We start from the raw sequence: 22,327 nt of genomic DNA, 5'->3' as shown, positions 1-22,327 counted from the left end.
CTGGCTATTCTCCGGTCGAAACCTGTATAAGAAAAACCAATAGTGCTGATCGCTCATTAGGAAAACTGATGTTCGACTACAAATTGCTTTCTGCTCTGGCCGCCGTGGTCGAGCAGGCCGGATTCGAACGGGCCGCGCAGGTACTGGGCTTGTCGCAATCGGCGATCTCGCAGCGGATCAAACTGCTCGAAGCGCGGGTCGGCCAGCCGGTGCTGATACGCGGCACGCCGCCGTCGCCGACCGAGATAGGCCGGCGCCTGCTCAACCACGTGCAGCAGGTGCGTTTGCTTGAGCGCGACTTGCAGACCCTGGTGCCAGCCTTGGATGAAGAAGGTTTGCCGGAGCGCCTGCGCATCGCCTTGAATGCCGACAGCCTCGCCACATGGTGGGCCGACGCGGTTGGCGATTTCTGTGCCGACCAGCATTTGTTGCTCGATCTGGTCGTCGAAGACCAGACCGTCGGCCTCAAACGCATGCGCGCCGGCGAAGTGGCCGCATGCCTTTGTGCCAGTGAGCGTCCGGTGGCGGGTGCGCGCAGCGTGTTGCTCGGCGCAATGCGTTATCGCGCGCTGGCCAGCCCGGCGTTTATCGAGCGGCATTTCCCCGACGGCGTTCGTGCCGAACAATTGCCGCGCACGCCAGCGCTGGTGTTCGGCCCGGACGATTTTCTTCAGCATCGCTATCTCGCCTCGCTGGGCGTCGATGGTGGATTCGAACACCATTTGTGCCCGTCCTCGGAAGGTTTTATCCGCCTGACCGAAGCCGGACTCGGCTGGGGGCTGGTGCCGGAACTGCAAGTGCGCGATCAACTGCAACGCGGGGTGTTGCGCGAACTGTTGCCAGATAAACCGATCGACGTGCCGTTGTACTGGCATCATTGGCGCAATGGCGGTCAGTTGCTGGGTTTGCTGACCGAGCAATTAGTGCGCGCTTCAGCGCAATGGCTGGTGCCCTGGAAGCAGCCATGAGCGTCAAGCTGCAAGCGGCAAGTTCAGCGCTGCGCACCGTTTTAAACTTGCAGCTCGAAGCTTGAAGCTCGCAGCTGGTTTCATTGGAGTTTTGCATGAAAATTTTGGTCACCGGCGCAAGCGGCTTCATTGGCGGACGCTTTGCGCGTTTCGCTTTGGAGCAGGGCCTGGACGTGCGGGTCAACGGTCGCCGGGCCGAGAGCGTCGAACATCTGGTGCGCCGTGGTGCCGAGTTTGTGCCCGGCGATCTGACCGATCCCGACCTGGTCCGCGAACTGTGCTCGGACGTCGAAGCCGTGGTGCATTGCGCCGGCGCCGTCGGACTGTGGGGCCGCTATCAGGACTTCCACCAGGGCAACGTGCAGGTCACCGAAAACGTCGTCGAAGCCTGTCTGAAGCAGCGCGTCCGCCGTTTGGTGCATCTGTCGTCGCCATCGATCTATTTCGATGGTCGCGATCACTTCAATCTGACCGAAGAGCAAGTGCCCAAGCGTTTCAAGCATCCTTACGCCGCGACCAAGTACCTGGCCGAGCAAAAGGTCTTCGGTGCCCAGGAATTCGGCCTCGAAACCATCGCCCTGCGCCCGCGTTTCGTCACCGGCGCCGGCGACATGAGCATCTTCCCGCGTCTGCTCAACATGCAGCGCAAGGGCCGTCTGGCGATCATCGGCAATGGCCTGAACAAGGTCGATTTCACCAGTGTGCAGAACCTCAACGAAGCGCTGCTCAGCAGTTTGCTGGCGGCCGGTTCCGCGCTGGGCAAGGCCTACAACATCAGTAACGGCGCGCCGGTTCCGCTGTGGGATGTGGTCAATTACGTGATGCGCAAAATGGAAGTGCCGCAAGTCACCAAGTACCGTTCGTATGGGCTGGCCTACAGCGTCGCAGCGCTCAATGAGGGGGCGTGCAAGCTCTGGCCCGGGCGTCCGGAGCCAACCCTGTCGCGTCTGGGCATGCAAGTAATGAAAAAAAATTTCACCCTCGACATCAGCCGCGCCCGGCATTATCTGGACTACGATCCGACAGTCAGCCTGTGGTCGGCGCTGGATGAGTTCTGCGCGTGGTGGAAAGCTCAGGACATCCGTTGAAACGATTCGGCCGGGCGGCAATGAACCGTGTAGCCGCTTGGGGGTCAATCCCTGCGGCTGCGGCGGTTATACTTCGCAGCATTTAGCCATCACCGCGTTTCACAAAGGTTGCCTCAATGTCCATGCGTAATGATGCCCACGACGATTTCGATGATGTCCCGAGCCTGCGTGCCGACGCCTTCGACGACGATGACATTCCGACCACCGCCCGCACCTCCGTACACTCGCGCACGCCGCCGGTGGTCAAGGTCAAGGCCGCCAGCACCGGGCCGCTGTGGGCCTTGGTCGGCGCACTGTTCTTCGCCTTTGTCGGTCTGGCCTGGTGGAGCTTTCAGCAGATTTCGCTGATGGAGCAGCAACTGGTCGCGACCCAGGAAAGCTTCGCGCGAATCAGTGAGGAAGCGGCCGGTCGCTTGCAGGACATTTCCGGCAAGGTTGTCGCCAGCCAGTCCAACGTCACCAGTGACAGCGAGGCTCTGAAGCTGCAAATCAAACAGCTTGAAGGCAAGCTGCTCGATCAGAGCAAACAGCAGCAGGGCGTAGCGGGGCAAGCCAGCGATCTGGACAAACGCCTGGCACAGATGACTGCGCAGACCACTGAACAACAAAACGCCAATACCCAACTGCAAGCGCAGGTCAAAGCGTTGAGCGCGGAATTGGCGACGGTGAAAAGCACGCCGGCCGACACCAGCAAGGTCGACGCGCAGTTGAAAGCCTTCGATGCACAGTTCAAAAGCCTTGGCGCCGATATCGCAGCACTGAAAAAGCAGGGCAATCCAAGCGCGGCGATCGATCGTCTCGAACAGGAAATCGTCGTGCTCAAAAGCGAACAGGACAATCGCCCGGCGGCTCCTCAGGGTGGCGGCAATACCGCCGAGTTCGACGCCTTCCGTGCGCAGATGACCCGCAACATCAACACCCTTCAGGCGCAGATTCAGAATTTGCAGCAGCAGATCAATTCCCGCCCATAAGCTTTGTTGATCAGTGCAGGGGATTCTGTAATCCCCTGCATCATTCTGAATACTCGTACATCACCCCAAGCCGTCTACGCTCTTGAAACACCAACAAGAACGAGGGATGCGCTATGGGGTTTTTGCATAAAGTGGCCTGGCTCGGCGTGATGTTACTGGCCGGTTTCGGCCAGGCCAGCGCCGCCACTGCCGCCAAGGATGACAGTCAGGCCGCCATTGCCTTGCTGGAAAAAGCCTTGGCCTATTACCACGACAATGGCGACAAGGCGTTCGCCGCGTTCAGCCGCCAGGGCGAGTTTGTCGACAAGGATCGCTACGTGTTTGTAGTCGACACCAAAGGCGTGATGCTCGCCAGCGGCGGGCCTTCCTCGGCATTGATCGGCCGTGACGTGAGTGAGGTGCTCGGCCCGGATTTGCAGAAAACCTTCAAAGACGCGTTGAAAGTGCCGGAAGGCAATGGCATCCAGCAGGCCGAATATCGTTGGCAGAACTGGTCCGACGGCAAGGTCGAGCGCAAGCATGTGTTTTATCAACGCATCGGCCAGCGGATTCTGGCGGTGGGTTACTACTTGCCGCGAGCCTCGGCGGAGCAGGCCAAGGCATTGCTCGACAAAGCGGCGACTGATCTGGACAAAGACGAGAAGGGCACGTTGACGGCGATCAACTCGCTCAAGGGCGGCTATTTGCAGGATGACTTGTACGTGTTTGTGGTCGATCTGAACACCCAGCGCTATGTCGCCCACGGCACTAATCTGCGCTTGATCAACACCGACTTCGGCAAGGTCAAGGACCCGGAAGGCAAACCGGTGGGCGAGCCGATTCTGGCGCTGATCGGCAAGCAGGATGAGGGCGAATATGAATACCGCTGGAAAAACCCGGTGACCGGCAAGGTCGAGGACAAGCATGCCTACCTGAAGAAGGCCGGGCATTTCCTTGTCGCCGTGGGTTACTACAGCCCTTGAAGGATGATCGTTCCCACGCTCCGCGTGGGAATGCAGCCCGGGACGCTCTGCGTCCCATCCAAAGCCGAACGCAGAGCGTCCGTTGAGGCATTCCCACGCAGAGCGTGGGAACGATCAACACACCGCTTTCGCGAGCAGGCTCGCTCCCACAGGGTTTTGTGGTGTTGCGGTTATTTGGCGCCATGCTCGCGCCCGCGCAGCAGGTTGTTCGGCATCGCAATCGCCGCTGCCAACCCCAGCAACGACACCGCCGCACTCACCCACAACAAATGCCGGAACGTCACCAGCAGCTCCGCGCGCAAGGCATTTTGTGCATCGCCTGGCGCGGCGTTCAAACCATCCAGCAGGACGTTGCCGGAATGGCCCTCGCTCATCAGTGAACTGCTCGCCAGATGGGCGAAACTGGAATCCTGCAGCAACGCCAGCAACAGCGCCGACATCAACGCCACACCCACTGCGCCGCCGAGAGAGCGAAACAGGTTGGTGGTGCTGGTCGCTACGCCGATGTCGCGTTGTTCCACCGAATTCTGGGTGCCGACCAACGAGGTCGGGAACTGCATGCCGCTGGAAATACCACAGAGCAACATGAACAGACCACTGACCAGCGTCGCCTCCGGTGGGCTGAACGCCATGCCGAAAATCGCGATCGGCATCAGCAGAGCGCCGCTCAGAATCTGTGGTTTGTAACGCCCGGTGATCGACGTGCGCCGGCCAGCGAAAAATGCACCAATCGGCAGTCCCATCGCCAACGGCAGCAAGTGCAGGGCGGCGCTGTCAGCTCCGGCTCCGGTGACGGTCTGAAAGCGCAGCGGCATCAACACAATCAAGGAAATCGCCTGGAAACTGGTGAAGAAAATCGTGCACCAGCACAGCAGGGCGTTGCGATTGGCAAACAGGTGCATCGGCAGCAACGGTTCGCGCGCCCGGCGTTCGTGCCAGACAAACAGCGCCAACACCACCACCGCACAAGCGAACAAGCCGAGCACTTCAGCGCTGCGCCACGAATGACCCTGACCGACCTGGGTAATGCCCAACAGCAGGGCGGTCAGGCCGATGATCATCAACAACGTACCGAGGTAGTCGATGATCGGTTTGCGTTGCGGAATCGGCAGCCCGCGCAGATTGCGTCGCGCCACCCACCAGGCACCGAGGCCCAGCGGCAGGTTGATCAGAAACACCCAGCGCCACGACAGGTATTCGGTCATGTAACCGCCGAGCACCGGGCCGGCGACACTGGCCACGGCGTACATGCTGCTGAAGTAACCCTGATAACGCCCGCGTTCCCGCGGCGGCACGATGTCGCCGATGATCGCCTGACTCACCGAAATCATCCCGCCGGCGCCGATGCCCTGAAGGATCCGCGCCAGCACCAGTTGCTCCATGCTCTGCGCCATGCCGCAAAACAGCGAGGCGAGGGTGAACAGGCCCATGCCGAACAGCATCAGTTTGCGCCGCCCGTACAAGTCACCGAGCTTGCCGTAGATCGGCACCGCCACGGTCATCGCGACCATGTACCCGGAAATCACCCAGGCCAGCAGGCTGACGTCCTTGAACTGAGCGGAAATGGCCGGCATCGATACAGCAACGATGGTCTGATCCAGCGCGCCGAGAAAGATCGCCATCATCAACGCGACCAGCACGCTGCGAATGGCCGGTTTGGGCGTTTCGGGGTGATTGAGATTGGTCACGGGCGAGCCTGCGGGCAGTGATGGACCCGCGCGGCTATTGCGCGCGGGTTGATGCTCGCCAGTGTAAGTCGGTAGGAAGCTATTCGATAGCCTCGTACGGAAGTCCGACATAATTTTCTGCAATGGTTTTTCGCCCTGCCTCTGAACTGACAAAGTAGTCCAGTTCCGAAGCGCTGATGCGCTGGCTGAAGTCATCGTGATCGTCGAAGCGGTGCAGCATCGAAGTCATCCACCAGGAAAAGCGCTCGGCTTTCCACACTCGGCGCAGGCAGATTTCCGAGTATTTCTCCAGCAGATCGGTGCGCCCGTCGCGGTAAACCTTCAGCAGAATATTGAACAGCGTACTCACGTCACTGGCGGCCAGGTTCAAACCCTTGGCGCCGGTAGGCGGGACGATATGCGCGGCGTCTCCGACCAGAAACATCCGTCCGTACTGCATCGGCTCGACGACAAAACTGCGCAGCGGCGCGATGCTTTTCTCGATCGAAGGGCCTGTGACCAGTTTCTCCGCGAGCGCCACCGGCAGGCGATTTTTCAACTCATCCCAGAAGCGCTGATCGCTCCAGTCATCGACCTTCTCATCCGCCGGCACTTGCAGGTAATACCGGGTGCGGGTGGCCGAACGCATGCTGCACAGGGCGAAGCCGCGTTCATGGCGGGCGTAGACCAATTCGTCATGCACCGGCGGGGTGTCGGCGAGAATCCCCAGCCAGCCAAACGGATAAACCCGCTCGAACACCTTCAGGCTATCGGCCGGAATCGACTGCCGGGCTACACCATGGAAACCGTCGCAGCCGGCGATGTAGTCGCAATCGACGCGAAAGGTTTCGCCGTCCTTTTCAAAGGTGACAAACGCCTCGTCGCTTTTCATGGCATGAGGAACGACATTGCTCGCCTGGTAAATCGTCGGCGCGCCGGCCTCCCGACGAGCGGCCATCAGGTCGCGAGTCACTTCGGTCTGGCCGTAGATCATCACAGTCTTGCCGCCAGTCAGCGCGTGCAGATCGATGTGCACTTGACGCCCGTCCAAAGCCAGATCGAAACCGCCATGCACCAACCCTTCGGCGTCCATGCGCTGACTCACGCCAGCCTGACGCAACAGCTCTACCATGCCTTGTTCAAGCACCCCGGCGCGGATGCGACTGAGGACATAATCGGGGGTTTGACGTTCGAGGATGAGGGTGTCGATACCGGCGTTGTGCAACAACTGGCCGAGGAGCAATCCGGACGGACCGGCGCCGATGATGGCGACTTGGGTTTTCAGCGTTTTCATTGTTTTTATGACTCGCAAGCTTCACGCGGCCAAGACCGGTGAATGATTTTTATGGATCGAGTGCTTGCATTTTTCCCTTGCGGGTCTGTCAATTGAAGGTGAAAACTGAGCCGATACCTGTACATTCTGCCAATCGGTGCGATTATCGCCCACAACCCCGAGGCCTGGATTGAAGTGATGAACAAGCCTGAGCTGCCTTCGATTCCAGTGTTCAAGCTCTACGGTGAAAGCCTGGACTGGCCGACCCCTGACTTGCTGCACTGTGAAACCATTTCCTCCCGCAGTCGCGAACACGAGTGGGAAATCAAACCCCACCGCCATGCTGATTTGTGCCAGTTACTCTTCGTCTTCAAAGGTCAGGCAGAGCTTGAGATCGAAGGGCAACGCACGCAACTCCAGACCCCGGCGATTCAAGTGCTGCCACCGTTGTCGGTGCACGGCTTTCGTTTTTCCGAAGACGTCGAAGGGTTCATCGTTACCCTCGCCACACCGCTGATCAACCACTTGCAGGCGCAACTGGGCGATTCGGTACATGCGCTGGCCAGCGCGCAAAACTACCCGGCAGGCAACGACGGCGATTACCTCAACAGCCTGTTCTCGGCGTTGCAGGCCGAATACAACGGTCACCAACCGGCGCGGGAAATGCTCATGCATTCGCTGGTCAGCGTGATCATGGTCTGGGTCAGCCGGCAGGCGATCGTGCGCCACAAAGCCAGTCAGCGGCCGCAGCGTCAGCGCGAATACCTCAACGGTTTTATTCAATTGGTCGAAGAGACATATCGCCAGCACGTGAAGGTCGAAGACCTCGCGCATCGCTTGGGGATTTCTGTGTCGCACCTCAACGGCACCTGCCGAGAATTGGCGGGGCAGCCGGCGTTGCAGATCATGCACGAACGTCAATTGCTGGAAGCCAAGCGCTTGCTGACGTACACCAGCATGACGATTTACGAGATGTCGGAGTTGTTGGGGTTTTCCGATCCGACCAACTTCACGCGCCTGTTCCGGCGCCGGGTGGGGATCTCGCCCAAGGCTTTCCGCGACAGCCTGAAGGCCGATCAATAACTCACAGACACCACAAAACCCCTGTAGGAGTGAGCCTGCTCGCGATAGCGGTGTGTCAGTCAAACTTTATCTGAATGACACACCGCTATCGCGAGCAGGCTCACTCCTACAGTTGAATATCAGCGCAATGCGTTCAGCGTGGCATTGTGCGGAATACAGCGCTCGAAATTGCAGCTCGCGTACTCGCGCGGCAACTGTCGCAGCTGTTCGACCCGCCAGGCAGCGGTGCCGTACAGCGCCAGCGTGGCGGCGCAGGTAATGAAAATCGCGACGTACCTTCTTGTTTTGATGTTCATGGCGTAGACCTCTGAACGCATACCCTGCGGTATTACTTTCAGCATAGGTCAGCGGTGGGGAGTTGCCAGCGAGTGTGCTTGAGCTTGTAACCCGCCATTCAGCACATCGATAGCCACTGTGGGAGCGAGCCTGCTCGCGAACGCGTCCGTTCAGCCAACCTTTCAGTAACTGAGACACCGCTTTCGCGAGCAGGCGAAGGCCTACAGGGGATCGGGTTTACAGGCCGATATCCCATTCGGGATTTTCCGGAAATCTGAGCACCAGAAAATCCAGCATGCTACGCAGCGCCGCCGGCATGTGTTTGCGCGAGGCGTACACCGCGTAGATGCTCATCTGCCGCGGCTCCGCATGGGGCAGCAGTCGAACCAGCTCACCGCTGTGAATATGCACCCCGGCCTGATACGTCGGCAGCATCGCCACTCCCGCACCCGCCAGTGTCGCGCGCAGCAACGTGCTGGCTTCGTTGGCGCTGATATTGCCCTGCACCGGCACCGAAACCGGTTCGCCATCTTCCTCGAAATGCCACAGGCTCTTGCCGAAATACGAGTGCGTCAGGCAGTTATGCCGACTCAATTCCTCGACCCGCAACGGCGCCGGCTGTTCTTGCAGATAAGCCGGCGCGGCACACACCACCGAACGACAAACGGTCAGGCGTCGGGCGATCAGGTTGGGGTCGAGATCGTTACTGGTACGAATCGCCAGATCGATCCGTTCATCCACCAGATTCACCGTGCGATCGAGCATTTGCAGATCGATGCTGACACCGGGGTAACGCTTGACGTACGCAGCCATCGCATCGGCCAGTTGCGCCTGGCCGAACGAGGTGCTGACGCTGATCCGCAGCAAGCCGCGCGGGGTATCGTGGGGTTCGCTGACGGCGGCCTGCATGTCCGTCGACAGTTCAAGCATCTGCCGGCAGCGCGGCAGAATTTCACTGCCGGCAGCGGTCAGGCTCAATTTACGCGTGGTGCGGTGCATCAGGCGTGCGCCGACCCAGTCTTCCAGCTCTGCCAGATAACGCGAAACCACGGGTCGCGAAAGGCCCAGATGATCGGCCGCTGCCGACTGGCTGCCCAGATCCACCACGGTGACAAACACCCGCATTGCTTGGAGACGATCCATGATTTGCCCGCTTTCAGAAACAAACTATGTTCAAGCATCGCATTTTTTGTACCGAGTCAGGCAACTAAGCTCTGTCCCATCGCCTAACACGGCATTCGGACACCGGAGCAATAGATGATCGGCTTCACCACACTCAAACGCGTTCTGCTCGCCAGCGCTTCCCTGGGTTTCGCCGCGCATGCCGCCGCAGCCAACTTGACCCTCGACGTTTACAACCCGGGAACCAACGCGATTTTTCCGGTGACCTCGGTGCTGGTCAGCGGCGAGAAAGACGCGATCCTCGTTGATGCACAATTCGGCAAATCCCAGGCTGAACAGGTGGTGGAAAAGATCCGCGCCAGCGGCAAGCACCTGACCACCATTTACATCAGCCATGGTGACCCGGATTACTACTTCGGCCTCGATACCCTGACCCAAGCCTTCCCGGACGCCAAGGTGCTGGCGTCGCAGCCGACCGTCGACCACATCAATAAAACCGTCGCCGGCAAACTGGCCTTCTGGGGCCCGAAAATGGGCGCCGACGTTCCGGCGAAAACCATCGTGCCGGGTGTGCTCAAGGGCGACAGCCTGATGCTCGAAGGGGAGAAATTGCAGGTGGTCGGCCTCGAAGGCAAGCAGCCGGATCGCAGCTTTGTGTGGATCCCGTCGCTCAAAGCCGTGGTCGGTGGCGTGGTCGTCGCCGAGAACATTCACGTATGGATGGCCGACACCCAGACCGCGCAATCCCACGCCGACTGGCTGGAAACCCTGCACTCGATCGAAACCCTCAAGCCGAACACCGTGGTGCCGGGTCATTACCTCGGCAACAGCAGTCGTTCGCTGGCCAGCGTGAAGTTCACTGCCGACTACATCAAGGCGTTCGACGCTGAAACCGCCAAGGCCAAAGACTCCGCCGCACTGATCGCCGCGATGAAAAAACGCTACCCGAAACTGGGTGAAGAAAGCTCGCTGGAGCTGAGCGCGAAAGTCGCCAAGGGCGAAATGAAGTGGTAAGCCGATTCTGAAAACGCAGCACTCTCAAGCCAACTGGAGAATGTCATGAGCAAGATCGCAATCATTGGTGCCACCGGCCGTGCCGGTAGCCAACTGCTGGAAGAAGCCCTGCGTCGTGGCCACAGCGTAACCGCTATCGCCCGCGATACCTCGAAGATCGGCGCGCGTGCCGGTGTGGTCAGCAAGAATGTCGATGTGCTGGATGCCGCAGCGTTGCAAGACGCAGTGGTCGGTCACGACGTGGTGATCACCGCTGCGCATTTCGCCACCGTGCCTGCGAGCGCTATTGTTGGGCCAGTGAAGCAGGCGGGAGTGAAGCAGGCGGGAGTGAAGCGTCTGTTGGTGGTGGGTGGTGCCGGTTCGTTGTTGTTGCCGGACGACACGCGAGTGATCGACAGTGCGGGTTTCCCGGCGGAGTACAAAGCGGAAGCCAGTGCTGGTGCGGCATTTCTTGAGGCGTTGCGTCAGGAGCAGGATCTGGACTGGACCTTCCTGTCGCCGTCGGCGGAGTTTGTCGAAGGGGAGCGCACGGGTAGTTTCCGTGTCGGCGAGGATCATTTGCTGGTGAGTGCCGAGGGGCGTAGCTGGATTACTTTTGCTGATTACGCGATTGCGCTGATCGACGAAGTGGAAACGCCGAAGCATTCGCGTCAGCGGTTTACTGTTGGTTATTGAGTTTGGCGGATTCAGTGCGGTAGCGGGGGCATTGGTGAGGCGGCAGGGAATCCGTCCAGTTTTTACTGATGCTCCCTAGTATTTGTTTTCCTGTTTGGGCTTGAGTTCTGCCTATGCGATGAATTCCTGCGCATTCAGGCTTTTGACATATCGATTAGCGAGCATAGTCAGAGCCCTGATTATTACCACGACTGCGTTCAACCTTCAGACACTCTTCTTTTCCAATCCGCACGGTTATCATCACGACTTTATTCGACAGCACTGTTCAGGTTTTGGTAACGGGTTTGCATCTATGTCTCTGCAAGCAACCCTTGAACTCGGCAACATCACGCTGAAAGGACTTCAAACCGTTGAAAAAAGTGTCGGTACATGGGGGCGATCCAGAATTAGTCGCGCTTTTAGATGCATGGCTAGCGGCCGTTGAGCGTTACTCTAAGGTGTTCACCGAAGACAATTGCTGGTGGTACAACGAGCGTGCAACGCTTAGCACGTTGGCGGGTGCTGCCTGGAGCCTCGATGGTTGGGTGGCAATTGAGGAGTTCAATACTTCTAAACGGGGAAATCATCTTAAGGGGGTAGATTCAGGAGCTTTGCGGCGAGGTAGATGCGACTTAGTGATTTCCTCCCCTAAAACATCGTTTGCCATCGAAGCCAAGCAAGCTTGGCAGCCTATTACCGGCGAGGGCGATCTCAAAAAATATGTGCGTCATGCTCAGGCTCTAGCATGGGCAGATTGCTGGCTCCTTTCGCTGAATGAGGCAGACCGACGCTTTGCAGTAACCTTTATTGTCCCGACACTCTCCATTACGGATGTTCGTTTGGACGACGGATTAATAAATTGTGTAGCCGTTCGCAGGAAGGTGGCTGACTGGCTTGAGTTGATGGGAAAATTTCGTAGTCGGCCAAAACGAAAAACCTCATTTGCCTATATTTTTCCCGAATCTGGCGGCAGCTTTTATTGTAATAGTCGTCACCACTTCCCAGGTGTAGTGGTTGTTTTTGAAGAAATGTCAGCTCGGGCTACCCGGCCATTGGTACACGGAAAAAACGAGAAACAGTAAAAGCCTTAAAAACAATACACAGGATAAAAAAAGAATGGACATCATTGAACGCACGACTGCAGGTTCTAACGAAAAAAAATTCAAAGAGCTGATGTCCCGAACTCTGGATGTGAAGCTATTGGGGAAGCGTAAATTTGTATGTGGTAACGTCCAGATTTCAGTCGACGAATCGTTGGAGCATGATGGGATCGAGTACTTGATCGAAATCGACTCGGCCAACATGGCAAAACTGCTCGTTGGTCAATATGTTCTTCTAAACCAACTCCACACCTCTCGAGAAAAGTCTCCATTCTTCCTGATCGTCCACACCTACAAAAAATTCAATCCACAAAGAACCTTGCGTAACCTTGAATTGATTAACCAGCAGTTGTATCGCGGGGAAGGTATCGAGTTTGGTGCAGTTCACTTCGAAGCGCTACAGGCATGGAGCGCTGGTTTTCCTGAGTTTCTTTCACTTGTCCAGAGACCCACCAAGATCCTCAACGGCACAGAGACAAAATGAATGAAGCTAGGTCGGCATCAGCCGGAAAAATCTAGTCAGCGAGTATGCGCCTGCTCCACCAGCCAGATCATCAACTCCTCCAACTGCGGCGACGGTTGCTCGCCCTGTGGCACCACCACGTAATACGCCAGCCCCGTCTTCACCTTCAACTCAAACGGCATCACCAGTAGTCCAGCACGCAAGTCGTCGCCGATCAACGACCAATCACCAATCGCCACCCCGGTCCCGTGAGACGCCATCGACATCGCCTGATCCAGCGTTTCGAAATGCTGGCCCATGTTGACGTTGTTCAATTGCAGCTCAGCCGCCGTCAGCCACACCGTCCAGTCCTGGATATTGCGGGTCGGATGCAACAGCAGATGCTGTTGCAGATCAGCCGGGTCGGCCAGTGCCGGTGGGCCTTTTAATAGTACCGGTGAGCAGACCGGTGTCAGTTGTTCATCGAACAGATGCAGTGCAGTGGAGGAGTTGTCCGGCGGCGTCCCGTAGATCACCGCTGCATCGAATTGCTCACGCTGAAAGTCGACGCCATGGGCGAGGGTGGTGGTCAGTTTGACTGGCACATCCGGGCGTTCTTTTTGCCATTGCAGCAAGCGCGGCAGCAGCCAGCGCATCACGCAGCTCGGCGCTTTGAGTTGCAGGGTTTCGCGCTGCAGGCCGATTTGCTCGGTGGCTTCGCTGATCAGGCCGAAGACTTTTTCCACACGCGGCAGCCATTCACGTCCTTCGGCGGTCAGCGCCAGGCCCCGGGCCAGGCGGATGAACAGCGGATAACCGAGATGCTCTTCCAGCCCGGCGATCTGCCGGCTCACTGCGCCCTGGGTGATGTGCAACTGCTCGGCGGCGCGGGTGAAGTTGCAGCACTGCGCGGTGATCAGAAAGGTGTGCAGGGCGGGCAGGGGAGGCAGGCGTTTCATGGGGATCCAAGGCATGACGTGAGGACATGGCTAGTATGACTTTTAATCGATTGTTGCCGCTACCTGCCGACCGTTCCAATGAAGTCATTCCACGGTCCCTGTGGGAGCGAGCAGGCTCGCTCCCACATTGGTTCTGTGTCTTCAGCGAACAAGAAGGGCAATCGACATGGCGACGTGTGGCGAAGTACTGGTCAAGTTACTCGAAGGTTACGGGGTCAAGCAGGTGTTCGGCATTCCTGGCGTACATACCGTGGAGCTGTATCGTGGGCTGGCGCGTTCGAGCATTCGTCACGTCACGCCTCGGCATGAGCAGGGCGCCGGTTTCATGGCTGACGGCTACGCGCGCACCGCTGGCAAACCGGGCGTGTGCTTCATCATCACCGGGCCAGGCATGACCAACATCACCACGGCGATGGGCCAGGCGTATGCCGATTCGATCCCGATGCTGGTGATCTCCAGTGTGCAATCTCGCAGTCAGTTGGGCGGTGGGCGCGGCAAGCTGCACGAATTGCCGAACCAGAGTGCACTGGTCGCAGGTGTTGCGGCGTTCTCGCATACCTTGATGTCCGCCGCCGAATTGCCGGTGGTGCTGGCGCGTGCTTTTGCGTTGTTCCAGGCCGGCCGTCCACGTCCGGTGCACATCGAAATTCCGTTGGACGTGCTGGTCGAAAACGCCGATGAATTGCTCGCCAGCGTACCGGTCAATATCGACCGCGCCGGCGCTGCGCCAGCGGCCGTCAAATGCATGAGCGAGCTGCTGGCTGAAGCCAGACGTCCGCTGATTCTGGCTGGCGGCGGTGCCATTGACGCAGCGCCGGAATTGACTCGACTCGCCGAGTTGCTCGGCGCTCCGGTGGCGCTGACCATCAACGCCAAAGGCATGCTGCCGGGCAATCATCCGCTGCTGATCGGCTCGACTCAGACGCTGGTTGCCACCCGCGCGCTGGTGGCTGATGCCGACGTGGTTTTGGCCATCGGCACGGAGTTGGCCGAGACCGATTACGACGTTACTTTCGCGGGCGGTTTCGAGATTCCCGGCAAGCTGCTGCGTATCGACATCGACGCCGATCAGACCGTGCGCAACTACCCGCCGCTCCTGGCACTGGTGGCCGATGCGCGCAACGCCGTGCAGGCCTTGCTGGATGCGCTGTCGCAGGAAAAACTCGGTGAGCGCAGCAGCGATTGGGGCCAGGCTCGTGCCGGCAAACTGCGCGCCGAACTGGCCGCGAGCTGGGACGCGCCGACCCTCGCGCAAACCCGCTTCCTCGACACCGTACTCGAAGAGCTGCCCAACGCCGTGTTCGTCGGCGACTCGACGCAACCGGTGTATACCGGCAACCTGACGTTCAACCCGGATCACCCGCGCCGCTGGTTCAACGCGTCGACCGGCTACGGCACGCTCGGCTACGCCTTGCCGGCGGCGATTGGCGCCTGGCTCGGCGGTCAAACCGACCAAGGCGCGCGGCCACCGGTGGTGTGCCTGATCGGCGACGGCGGCCTGCAATTCACCCTGCCGGAACTGGCCAGCGCCGTCGAAGCGCGGGTGCCGGTGATCGTCCTGCTGTGGAATAACCAGGGCTACGAAGAGATCAAGAAGTACATGGTCAACCGTGCCATCGAGCCGGTCGGCGTGGATATCTACACCCCGGATTTCGTCGCTGTGGCGAAGGGCCTCGGCTGCGCGGCTGAAGCGATCAGCAGCATCGAACAACTGCGCAGCGCGCTGCGTTGTGCGAGCGATCGTCAGGGCCCGACCCTGATTGAAATCGACCAGAGCCAATGGATGAAGGCGGTGGCGCAATGATCAGTTTCCCGACCACACTCGACGGCCTCTACATCAACGGTCAATGGTCGGCCGGCCGCGAACATCTGCGGGTGATCAACCCGGCCACCGAAGCGCTGCTGACCACGGTCAATGGCGGTGACGAGCAAGCAGTCGATCAAGCCGTCGCGGCCGCCAGCGAAGCGTTCAAAAACTGGTCGCAAACCAGCGGTGCCGAACGCGGGGCGATCCTGCGCAACATCGCCAATGGTGTGCGCAATGGTCGCGAGCACTTGATGAACCTGCAATCGAGCAACAACGGCAAACCGCAGTTCGAAGCGGCCATCGACGTCGACGATGTCATCGCCACGTTCGAGTATTACGCCGAACTCGCCGAAGGCCTCGACGCCAGACAGGACAGCAACGTGCCGCTGCCCAGCGATGATTTCAGCGCACGTCTGCGCCGCGAACCGTGCGGAGTGGTCGGGCTGATCGTGCCGTGGAATTTCCCGATGGTCACTACGGCGTGGAAACTCGCGCCAGCGTTGGCGGCGGGTTGTTGCGTGGTGCTGAAACCTTCAGAGGTAACGCCGCTGCCGGAGCTGGAACTGGCGGCGATCATCGCGGAGTCGGGTCTGCCAAACGGCGTTTTCAATCTTGTCTGCGGCACAGGACTGGCGGTCGGTGCGCCATTGTCGGCGGATCCGCGCATCGCCAAAATTTCCTTTACCGGCAGCAATGCGGTCGGCGTGCAGGTGATGCAGCGTGCGGCGGAAACGGTGAAGGGCGTCAGCCTGGAATTGGGCGGCAAATCTTCGCTGCTGGTGTTGGCGGATGCTGATCTCGATCTGGCGGTTGAGCTGGCCTGTGGCGGCGCGTTTTTCAATGCCGGGCAGATGTGTTCGGCGACCAGCCGTGTGCTGGTGGCTGATGAGCTGGAAGAGCAATTCCTCCGTCGCTTGCAGAAACGTGCGCAGGCCATTCGTGTGGCCGATCCGTTCGATGCGGAGGTGGAAATGGGTGCGCTGGTCAATCAGGCGCAGTATCAGCGAGTGCTTGGGCACATCGATCGTGGCTTGAGCGCGGGTGCGCGATTGATCTGCGGCGGCAATCGCCCGGCGGAACTGCCGCGCGGCTATTTCTTGCAGCCGACAGTGTTTACCGATGTGCCGCTGGACAGCGCGCTGTGGTGTGAAGAAATTTTCGGGCCGGTGTTGTGTGTGCGCAGTTTCACCACTGAAGCACAGGCGATTGCCTTGGCCAATGACACGCCGTTTGGTTTGGTGGCCAGTGTGGTGACGAGCGATGCTGCTGCGGCGGACCGCGTGGCCAATGCCTTGCAGGCGGGGATGGTGTGGATCAATGCACCGCAAGTGATTTTCCCGCAGGCGGCGTGGGGCGGGTACAAGCAGAGCAGTATTGGTCGTGAGTTAGGGCCTTGGGGGTTGGCGGCGTTTCAGGAGATCAAGCATGTGATTCGGGCGGTGTAAAAGCCGACCCTCACCCCAGCCCTCTCCCGGAGGGAGAGGGAGCCGACCGAGGTGTCTGGCGCTGTCCATCGACCTGAAAAATCCAGTCGATTATGGATTGGTCAAAGCACTTGGAAAGCCGACCCTCACCTCAGCCCTCTCCCGGTGGGAGAGGGGGCCGACCGCGGTGTCCGGCGATGTTCGCCGATGTTCGCCGACCTGAAAAATCGAGTTGATTATGGATTCAAAGCCAATCGTTCAAGTCGGTGAATCTCTTCAATATCCCCCAATCAGTCCCCTCTCCCTCCGGGAGAGGGCTAGGGTGAGGGGCTTCTAACGGTCACACCGAAAGCCGCAACCGCGCCAGATCCCGCAACGGCGGCGCACCAAACAAGCGGCTGTACTCGCGGCTGAACTGCGACGGACTTTCATACCCCACCCGATACCCCGCCGCCGAAGCTTCCAGCCCTTCGGCCAGCATCAAACGCCGCGCTTCCTGCAAACGCAACTGCTTCTGATACTGCAGCGGACTCATCGCCGTCATCGCTTTGAAGCGGTGATGCAAGGTCGACACGCTGAGGTTCACTTCTTTCGCCAGATCATCAATGCGCAATGGCTGTTCAAAATTGCCGTTCAACCATTTGATCGCCTGACTGATGCGATGGCTCTGACTGTTGGCAATCGCGATTTCATACAAACGATGCCCCTGCGGACTGCGCAGCAGGCGATAAAGAATCTCCCGGCGAATCAGCGGCGCGAGCATGGCGATGTCTTTCGGCGCATCGAGCAGGCGCGCCAGACGCAACACGGCATCGAGCATGGAACTGTCGATCTGCTCGACATACAAACCACGCCCGGTCGGCCGGGTCGGCACGCCCATGGGGCCAGCGTCGGCGATCAGTGCGGTGATTTCTGTCGGGTCGATATCCAGGCGCACGGCGAGGATCGGTTCTTCCGGTGAGACATTGACCACGCGCCCGCTCAACGGCATCGAAACCGACACCACCAGATAATTCAGCGGGTCGTAATTGAAGTACTCATCGGCCAGCCGCACCTCTTTGCGTCCCTGCGCCATGATGCACAGCGCCGGTTGCGCGAGCACCGGGGCAAAGTCGTGGGATTTTGTGTGGCGCGACATGAACAGCGAGCCGATGGCGGTCTCGTAGCTGCCATCGTCAGTTGTGTTGCGGCGGATGATCGCCGCCAGTTCCGCGCGCTGTTTTTCCATGTCAGCGCTGGGTTCGGCTTGAAAACGATCGAATGACGTCATGCACGGCATCCTCGGCAGGGGAGGTGGAATGGAGCAGAGCATATGTTTGTGCAAGCGCCAGCGGTAGACACATCCTGCGAAATGCTTGCCTGATTCTGCCCCGGGGTGTTCCCGCGCCTGTCGCGATCCAACCCTGTAGGAGCTGCCGAAGGCTGCGATCTGTTGATCTTCAAGGCAAAATCAAAAGATCGCAGCCTTCGACAGCTCCTACACAAAACGCGCATGACAGACGTGTGACGCAGTTTTACAGGTTATTACAGGTTCTGGATGCAGTCTCGCAGGATTGTGCAACGCGGCGGCAGGAATCGACTAACGGCAGAGTTCACGTGGCCCTTAACCTTTGATCCTGTCGCAGCCCGTCCCCCGGCTGCCACGCGACTCCCTGGGAGGGTTGAACATGTCCAAGCAGATTCCCGTCAGTCATATGGCCTTCGTTCGAGCGCGCGCCGGGCGTTCGGCGGAACTCGGTGTACGCCTGAGCGCGTTGATCGATCCGTCCCGCGCCGCCCCCGGTTGCCTGAGCTTTGCCTTGCAGCATTCGCAGTGTGATCCCGAGTTGTGGCTGATCTCCGGGTTCTGGAGCAGTCAGCAAATGATGACCAACTATTTCAACAGCCCGTCGATGGAAATCTTCGCCGAGCTGGTGCAGGAACTGGTGGTCAACAGCCTCGACTTCCACACCTTCAAGGACGTATCGGCGGCGCAAGCCCTCGGTCAATGCCCGGCACCGGTACACAAACTCGTCGGTTGAGGGTTTAATGTCCGGCTTATTTGTCTGAGCCGGGATGTGTGACATGGCACGTAAAGAGTTCGAACACTTCGAAGCAGTTTCCGCAGTCGTCCCCGTCGAGCTGGGCGGCAACAAGGGCTATCACGCGGCAATCGCGGTAAAGGCCCTGGTCGATGGCGGTGCACCACGCTTTCACAAGCTGCTGAATGATCAGGTCTTCCCCGGCGCAATCGCCGCCGACGAGGCTGCCATCAATGAACTGGATAACCTCAAAGGCGTCACTGAAGACGCCGAGTTGATCTGGTAACGCGTTACTTGTTGGCGCCCGGACGCCACATCTTGAACAGGGCCTCAGGCCCCAGCTGGAAGTAATCCGCCGGCCCGCCGCCGCGCAGAATCGGTTCTGCCGCGGCGGTGTCGTAGATGCCGTCCTTCAACAGCCACTTGGCGATGTGCACGGCGACGACTTCGCCGAGGATCAGCCAGCTCGGCACCGTCTCGCCATCGGCACGCTGCAATTGAATGATCTGTGTGACCTGGCACTCGAAGGACACCGGGCTTTCGGCGACCCGTGGCACTGAAATCACTTTTGACGCAACGGTCGTCAATCCCGCCAATTCAAACTCGTTGACCTGCGGCGCGACCATCGCGCAGCTCTGGTTCATCTGCTCGGCCAGCGGGCGGGTGGCGAGGTTCCAGACGAACTCGCCGGTCTGCTCGATGTTGTTCAGGCTGTCTTTGCGCCCGACGCTGGAGAAACCAATGATCGGCGGAATGTAGTTGAAGGCGTTGAAGAAACTGTACGGCGCCAGGTTCAACTGGCCGTTGGCATCCTGTGAAGAAATCCAGCCGATCGGGCGCGGACCGACGATGGCGTTGAACGGATCGTGGGGCAGACCGTGGCCGTTGGCGGGTTCGTAGAAGTGGATGTCATCGGGCATGGTGGGTGATCCTGGAGAGTGCTGAGTCAGGTGGCCAATAGTGCAAGTACACGCCGCATATTTCCAGCCAGACACCGATATTCCAAGCTATGAAATTCCCCTGTGGGAGCGAGCCTGCTCGCGAAAGCGTCGGGTCAGTTGCATTGATATCGCCTGACACGACGTCTTCGCGAGCAGGCTCGCTCCCACAGGGTTTGATGTGAACTCAGGAGATTGTCATCCCGCAGAAATGACTAAGCCCGGCCGAAGCCGGGCTGTGAGAGGACTGCTGATACTTAGCTGATAGCCGCGGCAGTGCCGGTTTTATCGAAGCCGTCAGCCGCGACCGTTTTACCCAGGTTGGTTTTGTCGAAACCATCGGCAGCAACAGCTTTGCCAATATTGGTTTTATCAAAACCGTCAGCGGCATAAGTGTCGGTGTGGCTGGTTTCGATGGCGGCGCTGGCGCCGTTGATGAAGTCGGCGGATTTGGTTTTGTCCGAGCCGTCGGCGGCGAAGGTGTTGGCGGCCAGTACGGACAGGGTCAGGGCGAGGATCAGTTTGGTTTTCATGTCGGTTACTCCAGATTCGTTGGCGGATGTGTCTTGCATGGGTTTAATGCTACGCCAACTAAATTGATTAAAAAGCGCAAATTAATGCTAGAAACAATCGATTAACTTGATGTTAAGGGCGGCGCATTGAATTCGCTTTCGTCGTCGGAGCGAGCGTCGCGCAGGTCATCGATCAGGTGATTGCACAATGAAGGGGCAGCATTAATTAGCGATTAATCGCTTGGCAGCGGATGTGAGGAATTATTCATGCAGGTCTGGATAACGCGGTGACCCCAATCGCGAGCAGGCTCACTCCTGCATTTGGAATGTTTTCCCCTGTAGGAGTGAGCCTGCTCGCGATAGGGCCAGAACAGCCACCATTGCAGTGGCTGTGAACACCTGATCAGTCAGTAACGATGCGCGAGTGCTTCTGGGTGTCTTTCATGGTGATGTACACCAGCAGCGACACGGCAATGCACGCCGTCACATACCAGTAGTAACCGGTTTCCATGCCGATGCTCTTGAACCAAAGTGCGATGTATTCAGCGGTGCCGCCGAAGATCGACACGGTCAGTGCGTACGGCAGGCCAACTCCCAGGGCGCGGATTTCAGTCGGGAACAGCTCGGCTTTCACCACGGCGTTGATCGAGGTGTAGCCGCTGACGATGATCAGCGCCGCCATGATCAGGAAGAATGCGCCCCACCAAGTCTGGATGGTGTGCAGGGTCATCAGGATCGGCACGGTGAAGATCGTCCCCAGTACACCGAAGGCGATCAGGATCGGACGACGACCGATCTTGTCCGACAGGCCACCGATGATCGGTTGCAGGCACATGAACAGGAACAGCGTGGCGGCAGAAATGGTGGTCGAGTCGGAGATGCTCATGCCGACCGTGTTCACCAGATACTTCTGCATGTAGGTGGTGTAGGTGTAGAACGCCAGGGTGCCGCCCATGGTCAGGCCGACCACGGTCAACAGCTCTTTGGGGTGGCGCATCAAGGTGCGCATCGCGCTTTCCTTGGACTTTTCTTTCTTGGTGAACGACTCGGTTTCTTCCATGCCGCGACGCAGGTACAGCGCCACGACCGCACACAGCGCACCGATGGCGAACGGAATACGCCAGCCCCACGCGTACAGCTGTTCAGTGGTCAGCACGTTCTGCAGCACGATCAGTACGCCGAGGGCGATGAGCTGGCCGGAGATCAGGGTCACGTACTGGAAGCTGGAGAAGAAGCCGCGACGTTCCTTGGTCGCCATCTCCGACAGATAGGTCGCCGAGGTGCCGTATTCGCCACCGACCGACAGGCCTTGCAGCAGACGCGCGAACACCAGCAGGATCGGCGCGCCGATGCCGATGGTTTCGTAGTTCGGGCTGAGGGCGATCAGCAACGAGCCGAAGCACATCAGGTAGACCGAGGCCATCAGGGCTTTTTTGCGTCCGACCTTGTCGGCGTACATGCCCATCAGCCAGCCACCGATCGGGCGCATCAGAAAGCCGACGGCGAAAATCGCAGCGGTGTTCATCAGTTGGGCGGTGGTGGAACCGGCAGGGAAGAAGGTTTTCGCGAAGTACAGGGAGAAGGCGGCATACACATACCAGTCGTACCACTCGACCATGTTGCCGACGGAACCGCTGAAGATCGATTTGATCCGGCTGGCGGTGGTTCTTTCTTTGGCGGGCACGGCAGCCGACCCAAGAGGCAGGGCGTTGGAGTTATCCATTGAAGGATCCTTCGTTTAATTGTTTTTGTGGAGCGCGTAGAAACGCAGCCTGCGAGGGCTATAGCAGGAGGTGTGCCAACGGGGGGAGGGCCGGTTTAGAGGGGGGGATGGGATTGGGTGAGCGGATTTGTGCCGATGGAATTGATCTTGTGAGCGGATTTCCGCTTATTGGGGCTGAGATCAAAAGCCCCTCACCCTAGCCCTCTCCCGGGGGGAGAGGGAACTGACCGAGTGGATTATTCGAGGTCCACCGACTTGAGATATCGAGTCGAACTCAGGTTTTGAATGGCACGAAGATCGGCTCCCTTTCCCCCTCTACCCCT

22 protein-coding genes are annotated in these 22,327 nt (G+C 59.0%); 13 read left to right on the top strand and 9 right to left on the bottom strand.

The window, feature by feature from the left end; all coding sequences use genetic code 11:
- Positions 1-68 precede the first annotated feature (68 nt).
- The 4 genes from PspS49_RS23225 to PspS49_RS23210 all read left to right on the top strand — a co-directional run bounded on the left by PspS49_RS23225 (position 69) and on the right by PspS49_RS23210 (position 3,989).
- Positions 69-968: a LysR family transcriptional regulator ArgP gene (locus tag PspS49_RS23225; RefSeq protein ID WP_127929570.1), complete on the top strand. Its 900-nt coding sequence runs from the start codon at positions 69-71 to the stop codon at positions 966-968.
- 95 nt (positions 969-1,063) lie between these two features.
- Entirely contained in the window at positions 1,064-2,056 is a 993-nt protein-coding gene (locus tag PspS49_RS23220; RefSeq protein ID WP_127929569.1) for an NAD(P)-dependent oxidoreductase, read from the top strand.
- 116 nt (positions 2,057-2,172) lie between these two features.
- Positions 2,173-3,027 carry an ATPase gene (locus PspS49_RS23215; RefSeq protein WP_127929568.1) on the top strand — a complete coding sequence of 285 codons (855 nt, stop codon included), beginning with the start codon at positions 2,173-2,175 and terminating at the stop codon, positions 3,025-3,027.
- 113 nt (positions 3,028-3,140) lie between these two features.
- Positions 3,141-3,989, top strand: a complete 849-nt coding sequence (locus tag PspS49_RS23210; RefSeq protein ID WP_127929567.1) for a cache domain-containing protein — start codon at positions 3,141-3,143, stop codon at positions 3,987-3,989.
- Positions 3,990-4,159: 170 nt separating this feature from the next.
- Here the strand turns inward: PspS49_RS23210 and PspS49_RS23205 are convergent, their stop codons facing one another.
- Entirely contained in the window at positions 4,160-5,677 is a 1,518-nt protein-coding gene (locus tag PspS49_RS23205; protein ID WP_127929566.1) for an MDR family MFS transporter, read from the bottom strand.
- 79 nt (positions 5,678-5,756) lie between these two features.
- Entirely contained in the window at positions 5,757-6,950 is a 1,194-nt protein-coding gene (pobA, locus tag PspS49_RS23200) for a 4-hydroxybenzoate 3-monooxygenase (RefSeq protein WP_160041627.1), read from the bottom strand.
- Positions 6,951-7,127: 177 nt separating this feature from the next.
- Between pobA and PspS49_RS23195 the strand changes: the two genes are divergently transcribed.
- Positions 7,128-8,012 carry a helix-turn-helix domain-containing protein gene (locus PspS49_RS23195; protein WP_150774286.1) on the top strand — a complete coding sequence of 295 codons (885 nt, stop codon included), beginning with the start codon at positions 7,128-7,130 and terminating at the stop codon, positions 8,010-8,012.
- Between the two features lie 119 nt (positions 8,013-8,131).
- Here PspS49_RS23195 and PspS49_RS29725 read toward each other — a convergent pair whose 3' ends face one another.
- Positions 8,132-8,308, bottom strand: a complete 177-nt coding sequence (locus PspS49_RS29725; RefSeq protein WP_007912636.1) for a hypothetical protein — start codon at positions 8,306-8,308, stop codon at positions 8,132-8,134.
- 217 nt (positions 8,309-8,525) lie between these two features.
- Positions 8,526-9,431, bottom strand: coding sequence for a LysR family transcriptional regulator (locus tag PspS49_RS23190; RefSeq protein ID WP_202982095.1), 906 nt, complete (start codon positions 9,429-9,431; stop codon positions 8,526-8,528).
- Between the two features lie 114 nt (positions 9,432-9,545).
- On the opposite strand from PspS49_RS23190, the gene PspS49_RS23185 reads away from it, so the two are divergent.
- The 4 genes from PspS49_RS23185 (at position 9,546) to PspS49_RS23170 (ending at position 12,662) form a co-directional block, all read left to right on the top strand.
- Entirely contained in the window at positions 9,546-10,424 is an 879-nt protein-coding gene (locus tag PspS49_RS23185; protein WP_160041625.1) for an MBL fold metallo-hydrolase, read from the top strand.
- A 45-nt stretch (positions 10,425-10,469) separates the two neighbouring features.
- Entirely contained in the window at positions 10,470-11,099 is a 630-nt protein-coding gene (locus PspS49_RS23180; RefSeq protein WP_160041623.1) for an NAD(P)-dependent oxidoreductase, read from the top strand.
- A gap of 350 nt (positions 11,100-11,449) precedes the next feature.
- Positions 11,450-12,160, top strand: a complete 711-nt coding sequence (locus tag PspS49_RS23175; protein ID WP_160041621.1) for a hypothetical protein — start codon at positions 11,450-11,452, stop codon at positions 12,158-12,160.
- Positions 12,161-12,194: 34 nt separating this feature from the next.
- The gene (locus tag PspS49_RS23170; protein WP_160041619.1) at positions 12,195-12,662 is read left to right on the top strand and encodes a hypothetical protein; all 468 of its coding nucleotides are present in this window, start codon (positions 12,195-12,197) and stop codon (positions 12,660-12,662) included.
- A gap of 35 nt (positions 12,663-12,697) precedes the next feature.
- Here PspS49_RS23170 and PspS49_RS23165 read toward each other — a convergent pair whose 3' ends face one another.
- Positions 12,698-13,579: a LysR substrate-binding domain-containing protein gene (locus PspS49_RS23165; protein WP_160041617.1), complete on the bottom strand. Its 882-nt coding sequence runs from the start codon at positions 13,577-13,579 to the stop codon at positions 12,698-12,700.
- Between the two features lie 166 nt (positions 13,580-13,745).
- Between PspS49_RS23165 and PspS49_RS23160 the strand changes: the two genes are divergently transcribed.
- Together PspS49_RS23160 and PspS49_RS23155 are read left to right on the top strand one after the other, a co-directional pair.
- On the top strand, positions 13,746-15,383 hold the full coding sequence (locus tag PspS49_RS23160) for a 5-guanidino-2-oxopentanoate decarboxylase (RefSeq protein ID WP_160041615.1): 1,638 nt from the start codon (positions 13,746-13,748) through the stop codon (positions 15,381-15,383).
- Positions 15,383-16,831, top strand: coding sequence for an aldehyde dehydrogenase family protein (locus PspS49_RS23155; RefSeq protein ID WP_174245135.1), 1,449 nt, complete (start codon positions 15,383-15,385; stop codon positions 16,829-16,831). The genes PspS49_RS23160 and PspS49_RS23155 overlap by 1 nt, the downstream gene beginning before the upstream one ends.
- Positions 16,832-17,150: 319 nt before the next feature.
- On the opposite strand, the gene PspS49_RS23150 is transcribed toward PspS49_RS23155, so the two are convergent.
- Entirely contained in the window at positions 17,151-18,080 is a 930-nt protein-coding gene (locus PspS49_RS23150) for an AraC family transcriptional regulator (RefSeq protein WP_127929558.1), read from the bottom strand.
- A 397-nt stretch (positions 18,081-18,477) separates the two neighbouring features.
- On the opposite strand from PspS49_RS23150, the gene PspS49_RS23145 reads away from it, so the two are divergent.
- Together PspS49_RS23145 and PspS49_RS23140 are read left to right on the top strand one after the other, a co-directional pair.
- Positions 18,478-18,831 carry an antibiotic biosynthesis monooxygenase family protein gene (locus PspS49_RS23145; protein ID WP_127929557.1) on the top strand — a complete coding sequence of 118 codons (354 nt, stop codon included), beginning with the start codon at positions 18,478-18,480 and terminating at the stop codon, positions 18,829-18,831.
- 43 nt (positions 18,832-18,874) lie between these two features.
- Complete coding sequence (locus tag PspS49_RS23140) at positions 18,875-19,117, top strand: hypothetical protein (RefSeq protein ID WP_038366794.1); 243 nt, start codon at positions 18,875-18,877, stop codon at positions 19,115-19,117.
- Between the two features lie 4 nt (positions 19,118-19,121).
- Here the strand turns inward: PspS49_RS23140 and PspS49_RS23135 are convergent, their stop codons facing one another.
- The 3 genes from PspS49_RS23135 to PspS49_RS23125 form a co-directional block, all read right to left on the bottom strand.
- Positions 19,122-19,751: a flavin reductase family protein gene (locus tag PspS49_RS23135; protein WP_160041611.1), complete on the bottom strand. Its 630-nt coding sequence runs from the start codon at positions 19,749-19,751 to the stop codon at positions 19,122-19,124.
- A gap of 275 nt (positions 19,752-20,026) precedes the next feature.
- On the bottom strand, positions 20,027-20,302 hold the full coding sequence (locus PspS49_RS23130; RefSeq protein WP_160041609.1) for a hypothetical protein: 276 nt from the start codon (positions 20,300-20,302) through the stop codon (positions 20,027-20,029).
- A 382-nt stretch (positions 20,303-20,684) separates the two neighbouring features.
- The gene (locus PspS49_RS23125; protein WP_007912608.1) at positions 20,685-22,004 is read right to left on the bottom strand and encodes an MFS transporter; all 1,320 of its coding nucleotides are present in this window, start codon (positions 22,002-22,004) and stop codon (positions 20,685-20,687) included.
- Positions 22,005-22,327: the final 323 nt, after the last annotated feature.

The organism is Pseudomonas sp. S49 (assembly GCF_009866785.1).
GTDB lineage: Bacteria > Pseudomonadota > Gammaproteobacteria > Pseudomonadales > Pseudomonadaceae > Aquipseudomonas.
This window is presented reverse-complemented; position numbering and strand designations above follow the sequence as displayed.